The 19,274-nt window shown below is 66.2% G+C and carries 19 protein-coding genes and 1 pseudogene; 9 read left to right on the forward strand and 11 right to left on the reverse strand.

The features are described 5' to 3' along the window. Positions 1 to 148: 148 nt before the first annotated feature. From ACH49N_RS04425 to ACH49N_RS04450, 6 genes are all read right to left on the reverse strand, one after another. A complete protein-coding gene (locus tag ACH49N_RS04425) occupies positions 149 to 718 on the reverse strand; it encodes a dihydrofolate reductase family protein (RefSeq protein ID WP_358274136.1) in 570 nt (189 codons plus the stop codon). A 55-nt stretch (positions 719 to 773) separates the two neighbouring features. Further along, on the reverse strand, positions 774 to 1,310 hold the full coding sequence (locus ACH49N_RS04430) for a dihydrofolate reductase family protein (protein WP_358274138.1): 537 nt from the start codon (positions 1,308 to 1,310) through the stop codon (positions 774 to 776). A gap of 66 nt (positions 1,311 to 1,376) precedes the next feature. After that, positions 1,377 to 2,003: a TetR/AcrR family transcriptional regulator gene (locus ACH49N_RS04435; RefSeq protein ID WP_358274140.1), complete on the reverse strand. Its 627-nt coding sequence runs from the start codon at positions 2,001 to 2,003 to the stop codon at positions 1,377 to 1,379. 913 nt (positions 2,004 to 2,916) lie between these two features. Then, complete coding sequence (locus ACH49N_RS04440; protein ID WP_358274142.1) at positions 2,917 to 3,087, reverse strand: hypothetical protein; 171 nt, start codon at positions 3,085 to 3,087, stop codon at positions 2,917 to 2,919. Positions 3,088 to 3,274: 187 nt separating this feature from the next. Further along, positions 3,275 to 3,940, reverse strand: a complete 666-nt coding sequence (locus tag ACH49N_RS04445) for an SRPBCC domain-containing protein (RefSeq protein WP_358274143.1) — start codon at positions 3,938 to 3,940, stop codon at positions 3,275 to 3,277. A 2-nt stretch (positions 3,941 to 3,942) separates the two neighbouring features. Continuing rightward, complete coding sequence (locus ACH49N_RS04450; RefSeq protein WP_358274145.1) at positions 3,943 to 4,338, reverse strand: metalloregulator ArsR/SmtB family transcription factor; 396 nt, start codon at positions 4,336 to 4,338, stop codon at positions 3,943 to 3,945. A 173-nt stretch (positions 4,339 to 4,511) separates the two neighbouring features. Here ACH49N_RS04450 and ACH49N_RS04455 point away from each other — a divergent pair. Further along, a pseudogene (locus tag ACH49N_RS04455) lies at positions 4,512 to 4,808 on the forward strand (ATP-binding protein); the annotation flags it as partial. Positions 4,809 to 4,886: 78 nt separating this feature from the next. Here the strand turns inward: ACH49N_RS04455 and ACH49N_RS04460 are convergent. Together ACH49N_RS04460 and ACH49N_RS04465 are read right to left on the reverse strand one after the other, a co-directional pair. After that, complete coding sequence (locus tag ACH49N_RS04460) at positions 4,887 to 5,465, reverse strand: putative immunity protein (RefSeq protein WP_358274146.1); 579 nt, start codon at positions 5,463 to 5,465, stop codon at positions 4,887 to 4,889. A gap of 74 nt (positions 5,466 to 5,539) precedes the next feature. Beyond that, positions 5,540 to 6,727: a serine hydrolase domain-containing protein gene (locus ACH49N_RS04465; protein WP_358274148.1), complete on the reverse strand. Its 1,188-nt coding sequence runs from the start codon at positions 6,725 to 6,727 to the stop codon at positions 5,540 to 5,542. A 192-nt stretch (positions 6,728 to 6,919) separates the two neighbouring features. Here ACH49N_RS04465 and ACH49N_RS04470 point away from each other — a divergent pair, with 192 nt between their 5' ends. The 7 genes from ACH49N_RS04470 to ACH49N_RS04500 all read left to right on the forward strand — a co-directional run bounded on the left by ACH49N_RS04470 (position 6,920) and on the right by ACH49N_RS04500 (position 16,317). After that, on the forward strand, positions 6,920 to 8,350 hold the full coding sequence (locus tag ACH49N_RS04470) for a 3' terminal RNA ribose 2'-O-methyltransferase Hen1 (protein WP_358274150.1): 1,431 nt from the start codon (positions 6,920 to 6,922) through the stop codon (positions 8,348 to 8,350). Next, the gene (locus tag ACH49N_RS04475) at positions 8,343 to 10,880 is read left to right on the forward strand and encodes a polynucleotide kinase-phosphatase (protein ID WP_358274151.1); all 2,538 of its coding nucleotides are present in this window, start codon (positions 8,343 to 8,345) and stop codon (positions 10,878 to 10,880) included. The genes ACH49N_RS04470 and ACH49N_RS04475 overlap by 8 nt, the downstream gene beginning before the upstream one ends. A gap of 231 nt (positions 10,881 to 11,111) precedes the next feature. Further along, the gene (locus tag ACH49N_RS04480) at positions 11,112 to 12,617 is read left to right on the forward strand and encodes an FUSC family protein (protein WP_358274181.1); all 1,506 of its coding nucleotides are present in this window, start codon (positions 11,112 to 11,114) and stop codon (positions 12,615 to 12,617) included. 73 nt (positions 12,618 to 12,690) lie between these two features. After that, positions 12,691 to 13,158, forward strand: a complete 468-nt coding sequence (locus tag ACH49N_RS04485; RefSeq protein WP_159922386.1) for an SRPBCC family protein — start codon at positions 12,691 to 12,693, stop codon at positions 13,156 to 13,158. Between the two features lie 113 nt (positions 13,159 to 13,271). After that, positions 13,272 to 14,501 carry an NAD(P)/FAD-dependent oxidoreductase gene (locus ACH49N_RS04490; RefSeq protein ID WP_358274153.1) on the forward strand — a complete coding sequence of 410 codons (1,230 nt, stop codon included), beginning with the start codon at positions 13,272 to 13,274 and terminating at the stop codon, positions 14,499 to 14,501. 160 nt (positions 14,502 to 14,661) lie between these two features. Continuing rightward, positions 14,662 to 15,291 (forward strand): antibiotic biosynthesis monooxygenase, encoded by a 630-nt coding sequence (locus tag ACH49N_RS04495; protein WP_159922382.1) that lies wholly within the window; start codon positions 14,662 to 14,664, stop codon positions 15,289 to 15,291. Between the two features lie 123 nt (positions 15,292 to 15,414). Then, the gene (locus tag ACH49N_RS04500) at positions 15,415 to 16,317 is read left to right on the forward strand and encodes a DNA ligase (protein ID WP_358274155.1); all 903 of its coding nucleotides are present in this window, start codon (positions 15,415 to 15,417) and stop codon (positions 16,315 to 16,317) included. A gap of 18 nt (positions 16,318 to 16,335) precedes the next feature. On the opposite strand, the gene ACH49N_RS04505 is transcribed toward ACH49N_RS04500, so the two are convergent. From ACH49N_RS04505 to ACH49N_RS04515, 3 genes are all read right to left on the reverse strand, one after another. Beyond that, positions 16,336 to 17,172, reverse strand: a complete 837-nt coding sequence (locus tag ACH49N_RS04505) for a formate/nitrite transporter family protein (RefSeq protein ID WP_159922378.1) — start codon at positions 17,170 to 17,172, stop codon at positions 16,336 to 16,338. 285 nt (positions 17,173 to 17,457) lie between these two features. After that, positions 17,458 to 17,940 carry an adenosine-specific kinase gene (locus ACH49N_RS04510; RefSeq protein WP_358274157.1) on the reverse strand — a complete coding sequence of 161 codons (483 nt, stop codon included), beginning with the start codon at positions 17,938 to 17,940 and terminating at the stop codon, positions 17,458 to 17,460. Positions 17,941 to 18,064: 124 nt separating this feature from the next. Further along, positions 18,065 to 18,862 (reverse strand): SDR family oxidoreductase, encoded by a 798-nt coding sequence (locus tag ACH49N_RS04515; protein ID WP_159927200.1) that lies wholly within the window; start codon positions 18,860 to 18,862, stop codon positions 18,065 to 18,067. Positions 18,863 to 18,967: 105 nt separating this feature from the next. Between ACH49N_RS04515 and ACH49N_RS04520 the strand changes: the two genes are divergently transcribed. After that, positions 18,968 to 19,274 (forward strand): transposase (locus ACH49N_RS04520; protein ID WP_397504404.1); only part of this gene is annotated, 307 nt, incomplete at its 3' end.

Here is a 19,274-nt window from a genome sequence, read left to right on the forward strand (position 1 = left end):
CAGGATGGTGCTTGTCGAGTGCGCCGGAGTCCAAGGGCCGTCCACAGGCCCGTATTCGGGTACGTGTGCGACGGGCCGACCCCTCGCGTCAGTCGCGAGAAACGTCGTTCCATCGCAAGACAGCGGCAAATGTCCCACGACGATCGCGTCAAGCCGCTAGACGCCTGGGCCGGTATCGCAGGGCGACCGCCCCCGACCGGAACTCCTGGCGACCCACGAGCTCGAGCTCGATGCGCTGGGGCAGACCGGCGAGCAACGTCGGCCCGTGTCCGGCAAGGACCGGCTGCACAAGGAACTCGTACTCGTCGATGAGTCCCAGATCCGCCAACGCCAGGGGCAGAGTCACGCCACCCACCCACAGGCTCTCGCCTGGCTCCTGCTTGAGCCGCTGGACTGCTTGCCCCAGGTCGCCTCGCACCAGCTCAGCATTCCAATCGACCTCGCTGAGCGTGCTCGACACGACGTACTTCTTCGCCTGGTCGATGGTTTCGGCGAACGGGATCTCCCACTCACCCATCCAGTCAGGCCACGTTCCCGTGGCCGGCTGCCGCCACGCCGACTCCATCATCTCGTAGGTGACCCGGCCGAACAGCAGGGCATCAGCTCGTTCCATCTCAGCGGTCCAGTAGCGCATCGACTCCTCATCCGGGGCGAGCCCCGCCTCGTGATGGCAGCAGCCGTCGAGCGTGACATTGATCGAGTATCGCAGTGGTCTCATCTCATCGTCCTTCCTTGATGCGCCGGTGCGTTCCCACCCGACAGTGTTCTGGACATCAGATTCCCGCTCGTGGGATCGGGCAGTTTGCCGAAATGGGTGCATACCGGAGCAGGACGGCACCGGTTGAGAACGGCCGGCACTCCATGAGCTCCATCTGGGTTGGGCGCTGGTCTGCATCCACGATGGGCTTTCCGCGACCGAGCAAGGTCGGATTGACGATGAAGTGGAACTCGTCGATCAGACTCAGCGCATTGAGTGCGGCGATCAGACTGAGGCTGCCGTAGATGATCACGTCACCGGCGGATCGGTGGTTGATCTGTTGGATCTCGGTGGCCGTTGCCTCCTCGACATGGTGGGTTCCCGGCCAGGAGGCGACGTCGCCGGAGCGTGACGCGACGAACTTGTCGAGCTCGTCGAGACGGCGTGCGTAGCGTTTGGTGCCCTCGTCGGCCTCGATCGCGTCGGCGGCAACGGCAGGCCAGTACGAAGCGAAATCTCCGTGCGTGATCCTGCCGAGTAGAAGGGCACCGGCGTTCTCGACCAGGCTGATCTCATAATCCATCAGATCGACGTCGGGACGAAGCCAGTCCATTGAGTCGTCGACGCCCGGCGACGTAGCCGTCGACGGTGGTCCACATGCTGACGATGAGTCGGCTCATCATCGTTCCTTCTCCTCTGAGGGTGCGAAAGCGGGTTGAAGTACGGCGTTGATGTAGTGAGCGGCATCCATGGGGTCGAGGCGGCCCGCAGTGATCTCTTCGGCGGCGGCATTCATGACGACATGAGCGGTTGTCAGCAGCCAGCTCACCGGCAGGTCGCCGCGGAACGCTCCTTCTCGCTGTCCCCGTTCGAGCAGGTCACGCATCCGTGCTTCGGCCTTCTGGTGCAGTTCGCGAATGCGGCTCGCTGAGAGTTCCTTCTGCGCGGCAGCCAGCAGCGCACGCGACTGATCGACGAGGCTCCAGCTCGACTCGACGAGGCGCGCCAGCGCCTGCATGGGTTCGCCGTCGAGTGGCACTTCGGAGAGGACGGCATCGCCGCGCTCCAAGCTCTCGACCACGGCCGCCTCGATGAGCTCGGCACGGGTCTTGAAGTGCCCGTAGAGCGTCATCCGCCCGACGCCGGCCTCGGCGGCGATGTCCGCGACGGAGGCCTCGGGGTTCTTCCGCAGGGCAACGGGCGTCGCTGCGAGGATTGCGATCCGGTTGCGCTGGGCATCGGCACGTTGGTTGCCAGGTCGGCCACCTGCAGTCGCCGCGGCACGTGATCGGTCGGTAGCGCTCACGTTGGTCCGTCCCCCTATCTCAAACAGCCGAGTACGAGTTAGTCTACCTCAACTAGTCGTACATCGCTGATTGACTTACGGATGAATTGGTCCGCCCGACGGCGGGGGCCGCCCCCTCCCGACATCGACCCACGCGAACAGACGAACACCACCGGTCGGTCGACGGTGGAAGAGGAGGAAGAGACATGCGCACGCTTGAATCCACACATTGCTGGCACAGTCACCCGGCGCGGCGGGAACGGTCATCGGCGTACGTGGCCTCGTCCCCGATTCGGCCGTCGCGGCCTAGCGGTTGTGCTGCTGTCGCGTTCGATCTTCCAGCGGTCCCGGTCGGGGACGACATGAACTTGAGTGCAGTCCATGGCCGGCGTTCCTCCAAACGGTCAGGTCCACGACTCCTACTCGGCAGTGTGCCCCTGAACCGGTGGGTACCTGGACAACGACGACCACATTCGTGGTCTGGGGCCAGCGTCACCGAGTGGCTGTACTTCGTCACCGGCCTTCGTCTCATCCAAAGCGTTCCGTGTGTTCTCCAGCTCCTGCTTGAGTTGTGCCAGGTCTTCAGCTGTGGGGATCGTGGGCAGCGGCGCAGGACCGGCACCAGTGCGCAGATCCGACTTCCAGTTGGCCTTACCGGCCCCGAATGAGCTGGATGAGACCGGGAAGCCCAACGCCTGAATACGATCGGACAACTCGTCCAAAACGCTTTCGTCGTCGACGGGCTTGATCATCGGGCCAGGCAGCACGCCCCTCCGACTCCGATCGCTGCATGTTTGGGGCCATCACGGGGGAGAGCACGCCCCGGGCCAACGCCGCGCCAAGCTCGGCTATGCACACAGGTCGGGTCTGGTAGACCGGGTCACGAGCGCGATGACAAGCTTCGAGCTGCCGGCCTCGCCGCGGACCTTCTCCATCAGTACTCGCCGGAGCCGACGCCCGTATCCGCGTCCGATGTGTAGAAGATGTCGTCCGACCGAAGCCCTGCACCACGCACCACGATGTCGGTGACGAACTTCCCGACATAGTCCTTGTCCGCGCTCGCATGCGAAACGAAGACCTTGCGACCGCCTTTGGTTGGACTCACTTCTTACCCCCAGACGTCTGCTGTCCGCCCGGACTGCCCGCCCCGCCGATCGCCATACCCACCCCCGGGGCACATCCCGTCCGTCCGGTGAGGACACCGGCCAGTCTGATCACATTATGGGTCCGGCGCGTTTAGTGCTGCCGGAACCCCGGAAGCCTGCGGGCGATGAAGCTCCGAGCTGGCGCTGTCATGCGCCAGACGTCTGCCCGGTGTAGAAGCCGAAGGTTGCATCGGCGGTGCGGGCCGCAGCTTCCGGGTCAGCGCCCGCCGCGACGTAGGCATCGGCCCAGCGGTCGGCGGCCGCGCGCGTGAACGCCTTTCCTTCGTCGGAGAGGGCCCACTGCGCGCCTTCTTCCGGTGCGATCTTGCTGTCCTGCACAGCGAAGTGCAGGGCGAGGCCCAGGAGGCACTGGTCCCAGCCCACGCCGGTGGCCCCGGGCCCAAAGGTCTCCCACATGTCGGCGGGCACGTCGGCCACCCGGGCCATGTGCTCGAGCTCGAACCGCGTGCGGTCCTGCCCCAGGGAGGTGAGTCGGACCGTGACCCACGAGACGCCGCCCGCGAACTCCCACGTGATCCGGTAGTACGCAGTCCCGTCGGAGGGCGGAGTGCACTCGAGGATCTCGCCGCTCGCGTTGCCGGTGAGTTGGTACCGGCCGCCGAGTCGCAGGTCGCCCGAGACGGGTAGGAACCAGCGCGCGATGCGCTCGGCGCTCGTGGTGGCGTCCCACGCTTCGTCGATGCCGGCGGGATATTCCTGCGCGATCGTCTGGATGCGCGATGGCTCGCCGTCGACCTCTTCGGTGCGCAGCGCGCGCGTCACGGCGTCGATCTGGGAATTGACGTCGACCATGGTTACTCCTCTTCTTGTGGGGTGGGGCCGTCGGAACCGGCGACTTCGCCGGGATCTGCACGCTCGGCAGTCAAGCGCTGCGCGCGTCTGCCGCGGGCGAGCTCCGTGCCGAGGGCGGCCAGTGGCCCGCGCCAGAAGCGCTCGAACGGGGTCAGCCATTCGCTCACCTGCTGGAGCCCCTCGGGGTCGACGGCGTACAGCCTGCGGGTTCCTTCCGGGCGGACGGTCGCGAAGCCCTGCTCGCGCAGCACCCGCAGGTGCTGCGACACGGCGGGCTGGCTGATGCCGAACTCCTGGGTGATGACGGCTGAGATGTAGCCCGCCGGCTTCTCCCCGTCGACGATGAGCTCGAGGACCCGCCTGCGAACCGGATCACCCAAGACGTCGAATGCGTGCATGCACACATTATTTGCGTCCATACTTATATAAGTCAAGGATGAATAACTCCGAGCTGTGGCCATCTCCCTCAAGAAAGACTGATGCTGGGGCTGTGAACATCGGCGACCAGGACGGCCATGGCCGTTACGGCGGTCGAACACGAACGATGTGAGATGTTGGCACATCCCACGTCGCCTTCCTGGAACTGCTGCTCGCCGACGAAGTACCCCGGCGCGAATCACGCTCGGCCACTTTGCGGTCGGCGAAAGCCGGTCTGGATCAGTCGATGCGGATCGACACCTGGAATGCTCTCGACGATCTCCGTTACGACCGATCCCTGCTGTCGGATCTGGTGTCGTTGCTGTTCGCCGAGGCCGGCCACTCGGTTCTCGTTCTGGGTCCGGTCGGAGTCGGCAAGACCCACCTGGCGACCGCCCTCGGACACGTCGCGATCCGGCGGCGGATGACGGTGTTCTGCGCTCGGGCGGACAAGCTGTTCGCCCGTCGGTTCCTCCACGACCAGGTCCCAAGCAGTTGCGCGGCCACTCACCCGGCCCGAGTCCGCCGACTACGCCGGTGTGTCCGTGGGGTCCGCAATCGTGGGGGAGCAACGGAGGGACGCGTCCAACTGACGGATCAGTTCCCCGACCCGTCCTCCCCCACCCGGGGCCACCGGGTAGCGGCGCAGGACGTCTACCACAACGTGATTCGCAAGTCTCTGCGTCCGCGCGATGTATTCGGCTCCGACGACGGGATCGTCGCCGGCGGAGAGTTCGAATGCTCGTGCGGCATGAGCGGCGGAGCCGAGAATGTGCTTTACCTGCGTGGCTTTGGCGAGTGGATGGAGGAACGCCGCACCGGCCGCGTGGCCGGCCGCGCGGGCAGCGTCGCTCGCTGCGGGCTGCCCCGCATCGCGGGCCTCCTGAGCGGCCCGGTGTGCTGCCCACGCGCTGTCGCGGAGAGCGGTGGTCCGCTCGGCTCCCGCCGCGAACGCCCCTGCACCGTCGATCGCGGCTCGTGGGCGCTGATCGTGCGGGCGTTCACGTTCGAAAACCGCCAATGCAGGTCGCGCGCACGCCACTGCAAAGCCGGCGATCTCGCGAAGTTCAGCGCGGCTGAGTTCGATCTCGGTGGAGTCATCCGCCATGGGGTCACCCTTCCGCACAGGGACCTGAGCCTCACCATTACCTAGGCAGTGACCAGCTCGAGGTGCCGGGTCGGTCAGGGCACCTTGGGCGGGTTGTCCGGGAGGAGGAGTGCGCCGATGTCGTTGCCGATCGGCACGGTGTTGTTGGCGTTTGCGTTGGCCGTCGGTCCGAGCGTGGCGTAGACGACGATCGTGGTCTTCGACTCCGTGTCGTAGAGGGCGATGCCGTTGTAGCCCCCGAAAGCCGGGTTCATGAGCAGCCAACTGCCCAGGTGAACGGTTCCGAATGCGAAGTATCTGTCCGCAGTCAGCGGGCCCAGCCCGGCGGTCTTGTCCGCCATCATCTCCGTGAACGCCGTGTCGGACAGGAGTTCGCCGTTGCCGAGCGCCTGTACCCACCGCGCGACTTCGGCCACCGTCGAGTTCATGTTGCCGCTGTTGAGGAACGCGGTGGGATTCCAGAACGTGGAGTCCTCGAAGACGCCACGTTCGTTGGTATAGCCGTGCAGAATCGGTTCACTGATCTCGGGTGTCAACATCACGCTGCTCTGGTTCATCCCGAGTGGCTGAAAGATGCGTTCCTCCAGCAGATCACCGAGCGGCTTTCCCGTCGCCTGCTCGAGTACCACTCCCAGCAGGCACAGATCGCTGTGCGCGTAGGCAAAACTGGTCCCCGGTTCGAACAGCGGTGGGCGGGAATTGGCGAGGTCGAAGATCTCCTGAGACGTGAAGCCTTTGATCGGATTTGCGTAGAAGGTCTTCAGGAATTCGGGGTTGGTGACGTAGTCCGAAATGCCCGTCGTGCTGTTGGCGAGCATCCGTGGGGTGATCTTGTCGGCGCGCGGAAAGTCGGGTACCCACTTGGCGATCGGCTCGTCCAGGCTCAGCGTTCCGGCTTCGCCCAGCTGTAACAGAACGGTCGACAGCATTGGTTCCATCGGCTGGCCGACTCGCAATTGCATGTCACGGGTCGCGGGAACGCCGAGCGGCGACTCCCCCACTGCTCCGCTGACAATTTCCTCGTCACCGCGCCACACACCGAAGACGGCACCGCTGAGATCGAGTTCCGCCAGCTTGTTGCGAACTACGTCGACGATTCTGTCGGCGTCGGGATCGTCCGCGTGCGGTGCATCCGCACCGTGCTCTGTTGTCTGCTGTCCGCCGCGTTCTTCCGAGCCACAGGAAACGGCGCCGAAAACAAGAACGATGCTGAGCGCGGCAACCGCGCTTCGACGCACCCGGCTGCGAGTCGACGAACTCATGAGGTCGATCCCTTCGTGCGCAGGGTCGAGCGGGACTCGCTGCTTCCTGATTCTAGGCACAAACCTTCCTCGGCCTGATGCGTTCTGGCCGTAAATCACGGGCCACCGTGTACTCCCGCCGCGAAGTACGCGATCAAGGCGTGCCGAATATGTTGCTGCGGCGAACGCCTCGTCTGCGGCAGACTGTGCCTGGTGATTCTGACGATCTCCACGACAGTACGACCGGCCACCGATCTCGGCTACCTGCTGCACAAGCACCCTGATCGGGTCCAGGAGTTCCCCCAATCCTGCGGTGTCGCCCGCGTGTTCTATCCCGAGGCGACCGCGGATCGCTGCACGGCAGCGCTGTTGCTAAATGTCGACTCGGTACGGCTCGCCCGCATGTCAGGCAGATCTGCACCCGACTATGCGCTCGGCCAGTACGTCAACGATCGGCCCTACGCTGTCTCCTCGCTGCTGTCGGTGGCGTTGGCGGAGGTATTCCGCACCGCCCGCGCCGGCCGGTGCACGATGAAACCCGAGCTCGCTGCCACCCGGATACCGCTCGAGATTTCGTTGCCCGCATTGCCCTGTCGCGGTGGACCGGAGCTGGCCGAGCGACTTTTCGCCCCGCTGGGATGGACGGTCGTGGCCCGCGCCGTGCCGCTGGACGACGCCTTCCCCGAATGGGGAAACTCCCATTACGTCCGACTCACCATGCGGGGTGACGTCCGGCTCGCCGACGCACTCAATCACCTCTACGTGCTGCTTCCCGTGCTCGATGACGCGAAACACTATTGGGTCGCCTCCGACGAGGTCGACAAACTGATCCGGGCCGGCGGATCCTGGCTCACCGAGCACCCCGAAAGGACGCTGATCACCCGCCGCTATCTGCGGCACCAGTCCGCACTCACTCGCGCCGCCTTCGAGCGACTCGCCGAACTCGGCGACGATGTGGAGGAGCAGCTGGAACCGCCGGTCGACGAAGAGCCCGACAACGACACGGTGACCGCGCCGGACACCTCGGTCCCGCCGCCGCTGAACCTGCTTCGGCGTGAGGCGGTCCTTCGAGTGCTCGACGAGCTGGACGCTCGCACGGTCATCGACCTCGGATGCGGGTCCGGTCAACTCGTTTCCGCGCTGCTGGACGATCCCGGCTATACCGAGATCGCCGGTGTGGACGTGTCGACGAGAGCGTTGACGATCGCGGGACGCCGCTTGCGGTTGGATCGGATGCCGGAGCGGCGCCGCGCACGTCTGCAGCTGTTCCAGGCGGCGCTCACCTACACCGACAGAAGGTTCGCCGGCTACGACGCAGCAGTGCTGATGGAGGTTGTCGAGCACATCGACCCGCCGCGGCTGCCCGCACTCGAGCAGGTGGTGTTCGGCACGGCACGGCCTGGGCATGTGATCGTGACGACCCCGAACTCCGAGTACAACGTGCGTTACGCCGACCTTCGGGGTATGCGCCACCCCGACCATCGCTTCGAGTGGTCCCGCGCCGAATTCGGTTCTTGGGCAGACCATGTCGGTGAAGAATTCGGTTACACCGTCGACTTCCGCCCGGTGGGTGACGACGACCCCGCGGTCGGTTCCCCCACTCAGATGGCGGTCTTCACCCGGGTGGGCGGCGCCGATGTCTGATATCTCGGTGCCGGCGCTGTCGCTGGTCGTGCTCGTGGGAGTCTCGGGAAGCGGAAAATCGACGTTCGCTGCCCACCATTTCGCGCCCACTCAGGTGCTGTCGTCCGACTTCTGCCGCGGCCTGGTCGCCGACGACCAGAACGACCAGGCGGCAACGTCCGATGCCTTCGACGTGCTGCTCTACATTGCCGCAACTCGGCTGCGTCGGGGCCTGCTCACCGTCGTCGACGCCACGAACGTGCAGCGTGAATCACGCAAGGCGTTGATCGATCTGGCCAAGTCTCACGACGTCCTGGTGGACGCGATCGTGCTCGACGTCCCCGACGATGTCGCAATCACACGCAACCAGGCCCGATCGGACCGCGACTTCGGGGCGCACGTGATCCGACGGCAGCACAAGGAACTTCGGCGATCGCTGCCGAAGATGGGCCGCGAAGGATTCCGGCGTGTGCACGTGCTCACCGGAGTGGACGACATCGCTGCGGCCACAGTGGCATTGGAGAAGGCATGGACCGACAAGCGTGAGCTGACCGGACCGTTCGACATCATCGGTGATGTACACGGCTGCCGGAGCGAACTTGAGACGCTGCTGCGCAAGCTCGGCTGGACGCTCGATCCCGACGGCGGCGGCGCGTCGCACCCCGAGGGCCGGACGGCGGTGTTCGTCGGCGACCTGGTCGACCGCGGACCCGACACCCCCGGAGTGCTGCGCCTGGTGATGGGCATGGTGGCGGCCGGAACCGCCCTGTGCGTGTCGGGCAACCACGAACAGAAGCTTGCCCGGGCACTGCACGGCCGGAAGGTCGCCACCTCGCACGGGCTGCAGCAGTCGCTCGACCAGCTCGCCGCGGAACCCGACGACTTCCGCAGGGACGCCCACGCCTTCATCGACGGTCTGATCAGTCACTACGAACTCGACGGTGGCAATCTGGTGGTCGCGCACGCCGGGTTGAAGGAGGCCTATCACGGCCGCGCGTCTGCCCGGGTGCGCTCGTTCGCCCTGTACGGGGACACCACCGGCGAGACCGACGAGTACGGACTGCCGGTGCGCTACCCGTGGGCCCAGGACTATCGCGGCCGCGCCGTCGTTGTCTACGGCCACACCCCGGTGCCGGAGGCCGAGTGGAGCAACAACACGCTCTGCCTCGACACCGGCGTCGTCTTCGGCGGCAAGCTGACCGCCCTGCGCTACCCGAGCAGAGAAATAGTTTCCGTACCGGCGGAGCGGGTGTGGTTCGAACCGGTGCGCCCCCTCACCACCGGCTCGACCAGGTCGGATCCCCCGGCACAGCGCGATCCGGGCCAGCTGTCCATCGACGACGTGCGCGGAACGCGGCACATCGACGTCCGGTACACCAAGGGGCGCATCAAGGTGCGCGAAGAGAACACCGCCGCTGCCCTCGAGATCATGAGCAGATTCGCCGTCGACCCGCGCTGGCTGGTGTACCTGCCGCCGACCATGGCCCCACCGGCCACCTCGAACCTCGACGGCTATCTGGAGCATCCGGCGCAGGCCCTCGCCGAGTTCGCGTCCGACGGCGTCACCGAGCTCGTGTGCGAGGAGAAGCACATGGGTTCCCGGGCGATCGCCGTGCTGGCCCGCGATGCGGCAACCGCGGCGAAGCGGTTCGGCGTCACCGACGGCAGCTCGGGCATCGTCTACACCCGCACGGGGCGCCCGTTCTTCGACGATGCGGCCACGATGAGTGAACTGGTCGACCGGCTACGCGCCGCATGCGGGCCGCTGATGGACCACCTGGAGTCATCGTGGCTGGTACTCGATTGTGAACTGCTGCCGTGGTCGGCGAAGGCGGGTGAGCTGATCCGCAGCCAGTACGCATCGGTCGGGGCTGCTGCTGGTGCAGCGCTGCCGGAGGCGATCGCCGCACTCGAGCGCGCCGCCGCCCGCGGTCTGGACGTCGGGGAGCTGCTGGCCCGCACCCGAACCCGTGCGGTCAACGCCGATCGGTTCCGGAAAGCATATGCCCGATACTGTTGGCCGGTGACCGGACTGGACGGTGTGCGACTGGCCCCGTTCCAGATCCTCGCCTGCGAGGGCCGGGCGCCTGCGGTCACCGAACCGCACTCCTGGCACCTCGCCAAGCTGGCGATGCTGGACGATCCTCTCGTCGCCGCCACCCGACACGTGTTCGTCGATCTCACCTCGGATGCGTCCCGGGAAGCCGCCACCGCCTGGTGGTCACGACTGACCGATGCCGGCGGTGAAGGCATGGTAGTCAAGCCGGTCGGCCAGGCACCCGCGGAACTGGCACGCAGAAGGATTCAGCCGGGCATCAAGGTGCGGGGGCAGGAGTACCTGCGGATCATCTACGGTCCCGACTACACCGACAATCTCGACGTGCTCCGCGACCGGTCTCTGGGCCGCAAACGATCGATGGCCCTGCGTGAGCATGCGCTCGGGCTCGAGGCGCTGACCCGGCTGGCGGAAGGCGACCCGCTATGGCGGGTGCACGAGCCGGTGTTCGCGGTTTTGGCGCTCGAGTCCGAGCCCGTGGACCCCCGGTTGTAGTCGGAGGGTCGCATCGTCCGATCGGCGTGTCGACCGCACCTACCGAGGGTGAGAGAAACAACTCATCGGCTACCTCGACGCACTCGGTCGCTCGTATTCTGTGTCGTCGTGTCGGTAGGAGCGCAGAACCAGGGAACCGCGTCGCGGGAACACGATGTGCAGATTCCTGCGCCGGCCCCGCCACGGTCGTTACTCCTCGGGGTTGCCGGCCAGGGCCGGCGGTGGCCGGGTGTGGTGCGCGCCGGGGTGGCGGCGGCGTTGCCCGCCCTCGCCGGGATTGCGCTCGGACACTCTGCGGTCGCAGCGACGGCCACGCTGGGCGCGTTCGCCGTCGTCTACGGCGAGGGCCGGGCGTACCGCGTGCGGTGGCGGGTGGTGTCGATCGCGGCCGCTGCACTGGTGTTCCTGGCGGGTGTGGGCGCCGCAGTCGGCGCACCGGTCCACGCAGCGGCGGCCGCGGGGAACTCCGCACTGGGGAATTCCGCGCTGTGGGCAACGGTGCTGATCCTCACGATGACCGTCGTCGTCGCCGTCTGCGCCTTCGTCGTCGACGGCCTGCGACTCGGAGCCCCCGGCGCCTTCCTTCCCCTGCTGACCGTGGAGATCGCGTCGTCGCTGCCCGCTCTCGGTGTGTCTACGACGGAGGTGCTGGCCTGGACGGCTTCGGGAGCGGCATCGGCGTTGCTCGTCTCGATGTCCGGGTTCTTGGTGCGTCGTCGCACCCCCGAGCGGGCCGCGGTCGCGGCAGCGGTCGCCGCCGTCGGTGCCGCGCTCTCCGACAGTTCATCACCGACTTCACGCCGGGACGCGGTGCGGGCGCTGCACGCCGCGTGGCAGTGTCTGCACGACGCCGCACTCGTCGGTCGCGATCACGCGCTGACCCGCGCCCTGCATGCCGCTCATTTGCGGTGTGCGTCCATGGCGGACGGTCGCGACGCAGACCACGCCTCGGACACCGACGATCTGCGACCACAGGTACCGCTGCCCAGGCCGTCGATTCGTTACCGACTCGGGCGGGCGGCTCATCCGCGGGGCAGATCCTGGACCATCGTCGCTCGGCTGCTGGTGGCGTGCCCCGCCGCCGGTCTCCTGGCGCTGAGTCTCGATGTCGGACGGCCCGATTGGGCGGTGATCACCGCGGCGATGATCCTTCACCAGGGCCCGGATCGCGTACTGGGAACGTACCGCGGCCTTCACCGCTTCTTCGGCACCGTGCTCGGTCTCGGCCTGTTGGCGGTGCTGGCGACACTCGACCTGACGGCCGCCGCGCTCGTTCTCGTCGTGGCTCTCCTGATGGCGGGGACGGAAGCTTTCCTTGTCCGCAACTACGGCGTGGCGATGGTGTTCATCACGCCGCTCGCCCTGGTCGTCGGGAGCCTGGGGACGCACATGGACCTCGGTGTCGTCACCCGGGATCGGCTCCTCGAAACCCTTCTCGGCGTGGCGATGGCGCTTGTCGTGCTGTGGACCGTGCTTCCGCGTTCGTATCGGCGGATCCTGCGCGACGCGGACGAACAAGTTGCCCACACGATCGGGCGGATCGCCGACACCCGTGACCCGGTTGCCGTCGCCGAACTCTGCCATGACCTCGAGTTCGACCTGCACGCTTCCACCACCGCCGCGATCACATCAGCTCACACCGACCCGGCCTGGACCCGCACCCTGTGGCCCGAACATCACCACCTTCACGAACTCGGCTACCGCACCCTCGCCCGGCACCTCGGGCCCAGCATGTAGCAGCCGAAGGGCGAATGATCGCCTACCGTTGCCCGGGAAACATTCGGCGATTGCTCGAAGAAACGGAACACTCATGTCAGCTTCGGAAATCCAGTTGAGTCGAACGATCGATGCGCCCGTAAGCGCGGTCTGGGCAGTCCTCACCGACCTGGACAACGCGGAGTCGGTGCTGAGCGGGGTGGAGAAGCTCGAACGGCTCGACTCGACGAAGTACGAAGTCGGCACCCGGTGGCGGGAAACCCGGGTGTTGTTCGGCAAGTCGTCGACCGAAGAGATGTGGGTAGCGGAGATCGACCCGGAGAAGCGCACCGTGGTGAAGGCTGCCTCCCACGGGGCGAACTATACGACCGTGTTCACCCTGTCCCCTGCCGGTGACGGCACCACCCTGACCTTTCACTTCTCCGCAGAAGCGAACGACCTCGGCGCGTTCTCGCGATTCATGATGAAGATCTTCGGCTCCTTCGCCCTGAAGGCCACCACGAAGGCGATCCGGCGCGACCTCGATGACATCGCCGACGCCGCCGAGAAACGGGCCCACTGACCGCCCCGTACGCTGCGGAGCCTACGGCGTGTGGCCGACGGCCGACAGGACCCATGATCACGCGTGATGCGAATCAACGGTCGCCCCGGCCAGGACCCTGACACGATATCGGTGTGACTGATTCAGGCCGCGTCCTCGTCCTCGGTTCGGGATTCGCCGGTTTATGGGCCGCGCTGGGGGCGGCGCGGCGACTCGAGGAACTCGACGCGACCGGCACCGTCGATGTCACGGTGATCAGCAAGCTGCCATTTCACGACATCCGGGTCCGCAACTACGAGGCAGACCTGAGCGCGTGCCGCATTCCGCTGAGCGACCTGCTCGACCCGGCTGACGTCGGGCACATCACCGCCGAGGTGACGGCGATCGACACCACCGCGCGCACCGTCACCGTCGCGGATAGCGGAGAGCAGGGCGCCACGCAGGAATATGACCGCTTGGTCATGGCACTGGGCAGTCGGGTGGCGAAACCCGATATTCCCGGTTTGCGGGAATTCGGCTTCGACGTGGACACCTACGACGGCGCCCTGAAGCTGCAACGCCATCTGGCCGCTCTGTCCGACGGCGAAGCGGACGTGAGCGCGGCGACCGTGGTGGTCGTCGGCGCCGGTCTCACGGGTATCGAAACGGCGTCGGAACTGCCCGGGATGCTCACGACACTGTCTGCCGAACGCAACCTCGACCCGCGCGTGGTGCTGATCGACCACAACCCCTACGTCGGTTCCGACATGGGGGCGTCGGCGCGACCGGTGATCGAAGCGGCGCTGTCCGAGAACGGGGTCGAAACGATGACCGGCGTCGGCGTCGCCGCCGTTGACCAGCACGGCGTGACGCTCTCGTCCGGAGAGGTGCTGGCCGCGGGCACCGTCGTCTGGTGCGCGGGCATGCGGGCAAATCCGCTGACCGCCCAGCTCGCCGGGGACCGCGACCGGCTGGGTCGCCTGCCGGTCGACGACTATCTGCGAGTTCTCGGCTCACCCGGAGTATTCGCCGCCGGTGACGTCGCCGCGGCATGGGTGGACGACGACCACCTATCGGTGATGTCGTGCCAGCACGGGCGTCCGATGGGCCGCTACGCGGGTTACAACGTGATCGGTGATCTACTCGGAGAGCCGATGATGCCGCTCCGGATACCTTGGTACGCGACGGTTCTCGACCTCGGACCGGCGGGCGCGGTGTACACCGAGGGATGGGATCGCCAGGTGGTGGCGCACGGTGCGCAGGCCAAAGCCACCAAAGTCACCATCAACACCCAACGGATTTATCCCCCGTTGAACCGCGACCGCAACGCGCTGCTCGCAGCCGCCGCGCCGGTGCTGCAGGCGCGACCCGACCCCGGCCAATGAAGCAGAGGCGCTCCGCGCCCGTGCGCCTTTCTGGTAGCTGGGACAACCAGAAAGGCGCACAGGCGGCGGAGCCGCCCATTGCCTCCGGCGGATTGGAAGAGCAGTGTGAAACACGGGGAATGACCGGCGACGCCGTGTCGGCGCCGCCCCGAGGAGAAAGGTGCCGATCGTGTTCGCACGCTCAACCACAATTCATTCGCACCCGTCGTACATCGACGCCGGGATCAAGCACTTTCGGGACACCGTGATGCCCGCACTGGCGGACATCGAGGGCTGTCTCGGTATGTCCCTTCTCGTCGATCGTGATTCGGGCCGATGCATCGCAACCAGTTCGTGGCGGGACGAGGAATCTCTACGCGCCAGCGAGGGACCGGTGCAGAATCTGCGTGACACCGCCGCCGAAATTTTCCACGGCACCACCGAGGTGTCGCGGTGGGACATCGCGGTCATGCATCGCGACCACCATTCGGAGCGCGGGGCCTGCTGCCGCGTCACGTGGATCAAGACCGAGCCGGCCCACATGGACCGCGGCGTCGACATGTGGAAAATGGCCGCACTACCCAAGATGGAGGAACTCGACGGATTCTGCAGCGCCAGCTTGATGCTCGATCACGCCGCAGGTCGCGGGGTGTCGTCGCTGACGTTCGACAGCGCCGAAGCGATGGAACGCAACAGGGAACGCGTCGACAGCATCCGCGACGAAACAGCCCGCGAGGCGAACGCCGAGGTGCTCGACACCTGCGAGTTCGAGCTCGCCATCGCCCACCTGCACGTCCCCGAGATGGCGTGACCTGCCGGATGGTCGAGAAGGCACACCGCTCGGTATGCGGCGGTGTGCCCGTCCATCTCTTCGTCCGGCTTTCGCGCGCCGCGGGCACTGCCGTCGGCTGAGTACGAGGGCAGAATCGGGAGGGTGGCAATCCATCGGCCCGCACTGCCTCTGCGCCCGGTAAAACCGATGTTGGCGACGCTCGGCCCTCCCCCGGGCGGGGACGACTGGGCGGTGGAGATGAAGTACGACGGCATCCGCGCCGTCGCCACCGTCACCGCAGACTCCGTGAATCTGTTCAACCGCAACTGTGCCGACATCACCGCCGAGTACTCGCAGATCGCCGTCGGACTCTCCGACATCGACGCAGGCCGTGGCGTGGTACTCGACGGCGAGATCGTCGCTGCCGCGACTGGCCTGGCATATTGCGTCTTCGATCTGATGGCGCACCGGGGGGCGCCGATCCTGGGCTGGCCCTACCTCGAGCGCCGCCAGCTCCTGGCCGACGCCGGTCTCGAAGGCGAGGTCGTGCATGTGGCCCCGTACTGGGTCGACGTCGATGGCGAGGCAATGCTCGAGGTGGCCGACGAGCACGGTTTCGACGGGATCGTCGCGAAAAGGGTGACGTCGCCGTATCTCCCTGGACGCCGCTCACCGGACTGGGTGAAGACCCCGCTTCTCAACAGCGCAGAGGTGATCGTCGGCGGGTGGGAGGCGACCGGCCGCGGTGGGCTGCGGTCGCTGATCGTCGGTGCCCACCGAGATGGGGTCGGCTTGGTGTTCGTCGGGGAGGTCGGCTCCGGCTTCAGTGAAGCCGACCGGCGGCGGACGCTTGCGCTGCTCCGACCATTCGAACGCCCCACCAGTCCGTTCGACAGCCAGGTCCCCGATGAGCTTGCCCGTCACGCCCGCTGGGTCGAACCGCTCCTCGTCGGCACCGTCGAGTACCGCGAGTTCACCCCGAATCGGCGGCTCCACCGCCCATCGTGGAGGGGTTTCCGAGCGGGTATAGACCCCAGTTGGGTGACCATCGAGAAATTGCCGTAGACCCGCGCCCCACGGTGTTCAGAGGGTCTCGAGCTCTGCGTCGCGGGCGACAACGGGTGTGGGTGCGGTGCGCCGATGCGCTAGGTACAGGGCCAGGCCGGTGAAGATCAATCCGCCGACCAGGTTGCCGAGCACGGTGGGGATTTCGTTCCAGATCAGGTAGTCGAGGAGGGTGAAGTCGCCGCCGAGCAGCAGACCCGACGGGAACAGGAACATATTGACGACGGAATGTTCGAATGCCATTGCGAAGAACAGCATGATGGGCATCCACATTGCGATGACCTTGCCGGGGATGTCGGTGGCGATCATTGCCCCGGCAACCCCCGTCGACACCATCCAGTTGCACAGGACGCCGCGTATGAACAGGGTCAGCATGCCTGAGGCACCGTACTCGGCGTAGCCCAGTGTGCGCGATTCGCCGAGATGGCCGATGGCCTCGCCGATCTGGTTGGGCTCGGTTGCGAATCCATAGGTGAAGACGATCGCCATCATCACGGCGACAGTGAACGCGCCGAGGAAGTTGCCGAGGAACACCAGTCCCCAGTTCCGTAACACCCCGACACCGGTTATCCCCGGCCGCTTGTCGAGCCAGGCCATCGGGGCGAGCACGAAGACACCGGTGAGCAGGTCGTAGCCGAGGAGGTACAGCATGCAGAAACCGACAGGGAAGAGCAGCGCACCGATGAGCGGCTGGCCGGTCTGCACGCCGACCGTGACGGCGAAGACCGCACCGAGGGCGAGTATCGCACCCCCCATATAGGCGCGAATCACGGTGTCGCGTGTGGACATCAACACCTTGGACGCACCGGCATCGATCATCGCCGTGACCAAGTCGGATGGCTTGACGTAGGACAACGTGGCTCTCCTTGTGGGACGGTGCCGAACCGGATGCTTCGGCATTTCGAGCGACAGTAGAAACGACGCGTTAACTATCTGAACCCGCCGATTGTCCGGCCGGTAACGAACCGCTCACGACCATCCCGCCACCTATGTGATGAACAGGCAGTCCAACGCTAGTCGACGATGTCGACTGCGATCCTCGTCGGCGAGGCCGATACACACCGACATGGCGACAACAGTGGTCACTGTGCGCGTGTCGTCCTCACGCTCTGAGTGCGCCGACGAGATGTGACTCGACGCTCAGAGCTTGTACCCGATGGTCCTGAGGAGAGCCTTACGGTCGGCGACATCGTCACTCGTCTCGACGCCGGCAGGTGTGAACCCGTCGATCACTCCGGCGATGCCCCTGCCGAGTTCCGTCTCGGCGACGATGATCTCGACCCGATTGGCTGTAGCGCAGAAGATGCCGCACACCTCGGGCACCTGCTTGAGCGTGTTCAGCACATTGACCGGATAACCCTCCTCCACGAACACGAAGAAGGAGTGGCCCGCACCGACCGCGACCGCGTTGCGCGTGGCCAACTCGACGAGACGGTCGTCGTTGCCCGAACAGCGCACGAGGCGGGGACCCGACGCCTCGCAGAACGCCACCCCGAACCGCAGGTGCGGACTTACTCCAGCCAGTGCTTCGTGCAAATCTTCGACCGTCTTGATGAAATGGGCCTGCCCGACGATCACATTCATGTCGTCGGGCTTGTCGATCGCCACGGTATGCAGCTCCACGATCGTCTCCTCCATCGCCTGCGGCCGCGCAAGCCGGCATCGATCTCAGTGTGCGCCGCTCCGGCAACGGGGACAACGCCTGTGCAGCGAGGCACACCGGTGACTTCGCCGGGCAAGGGGTCGTTCAACCGGGCATGGTCTCGCCGCCGAGCGGTGCGAGAACCTCCCCGCTGTAATACGACGACAGCAGACCCGCAGCGAAGAACACGTACGAGGGGGCGATCTCGTCCGGTTGCGCGGCTCGCCCGTAGGGGGCCTGTTTACCGAAGTCCGCCACCTTCTCCTCGTCCATGGTGGCAGGAATCAGCGGTGTCCAGACCGGGCCGGGGGCGACACAGTTGACACGGATTCCCCGCTCGAGCAGTGCCTGCGCCAACGAGTACGTCAGTGCGTTCACCGCACCCTTGGTGGCGGAGTAGTCGATCAGCGACTTGTTGCCACGCAGCCCGTTCACCGAACCGGTGTTGATGATGGCCGAGCCGGGGGCCAGGTGTGGGACAGCGGCCTTGGTCACGTGGAAAAAGCTGTCGATATTGACGGAAAACGTGCGGCGCCATTGGTCGTCGGACAGGTCGAGGAAGTCATCGACGGGCTCTTGGTACGCCACATTGTTCACGACGACGTCGAGTCCGCCCAACTCGGACACCGTGCGTTCGACGACGTCGCGGCAGTGCTGCGGGTCGGCCAGGTCACCGGGGAAGACGCGGCACTTCCGGCCCTCGGCCGCGACCAGTTCAGCGGTGTGGCCGGCATCGTCGCTCTCCTCGAGATAGGCGATGGCCACGTCGGCGCCCTCTTTCGCGAAGGCGACGGCGACTGCCCGGCCGATGCCCGAGTCGCCCCCGGTGATCAGGGCCTTCTTGCCCGCAAGCAGATCTCTGCCGCGGTAGGCGCGCATCTCGTCCTGCGGCTGGTCGGCCATCTCGGCGGTGTGGCCGGGGTAGTCGATGGTGTGCGGGGGCGTTCCCCCCTGAGTGAGGACATCGTGAACACTGGATCGTGAAGGTCCAGAGGAAGAGATTCACTGATGGTCATGAAGGCGTACTCGGCGGAGTTCAAGGCCGATGCAGTCGCGTTGTACCTGTCCGATCCGAGCCACACGTTCGAGGGCATCGGCAACGACCTGGGAGTCAGCCGCGAGACCCTGCGCAACTGGGTGCGGGCCGAACGCAAACGCACCGGTACCTCCACGGCCGCGCTCCGGTCCGGTGGGGCGGAGCGGGCGGTATCGCCGGGCGAGGTATCGTCCGAGTCCGTGTTGGAGGAAGAGAACAGGCAGCTCAAGGCCCAAATCCGGAAGCTCGAAACCGAGCGGGAGATCCTGCGGAGGGCCG

It is taken from the genome of Rhodococcus sp. NPDC019647 (assembly GCF_044389235.1).
GTDB classification, from domain to species: Bacteria; Actinomycetota; Actinomycetes; order Mycobacteriales; family Mycobacteriaceae; genus Rhodococcus_F; species Rhodococcus_F oxybenzonivorans.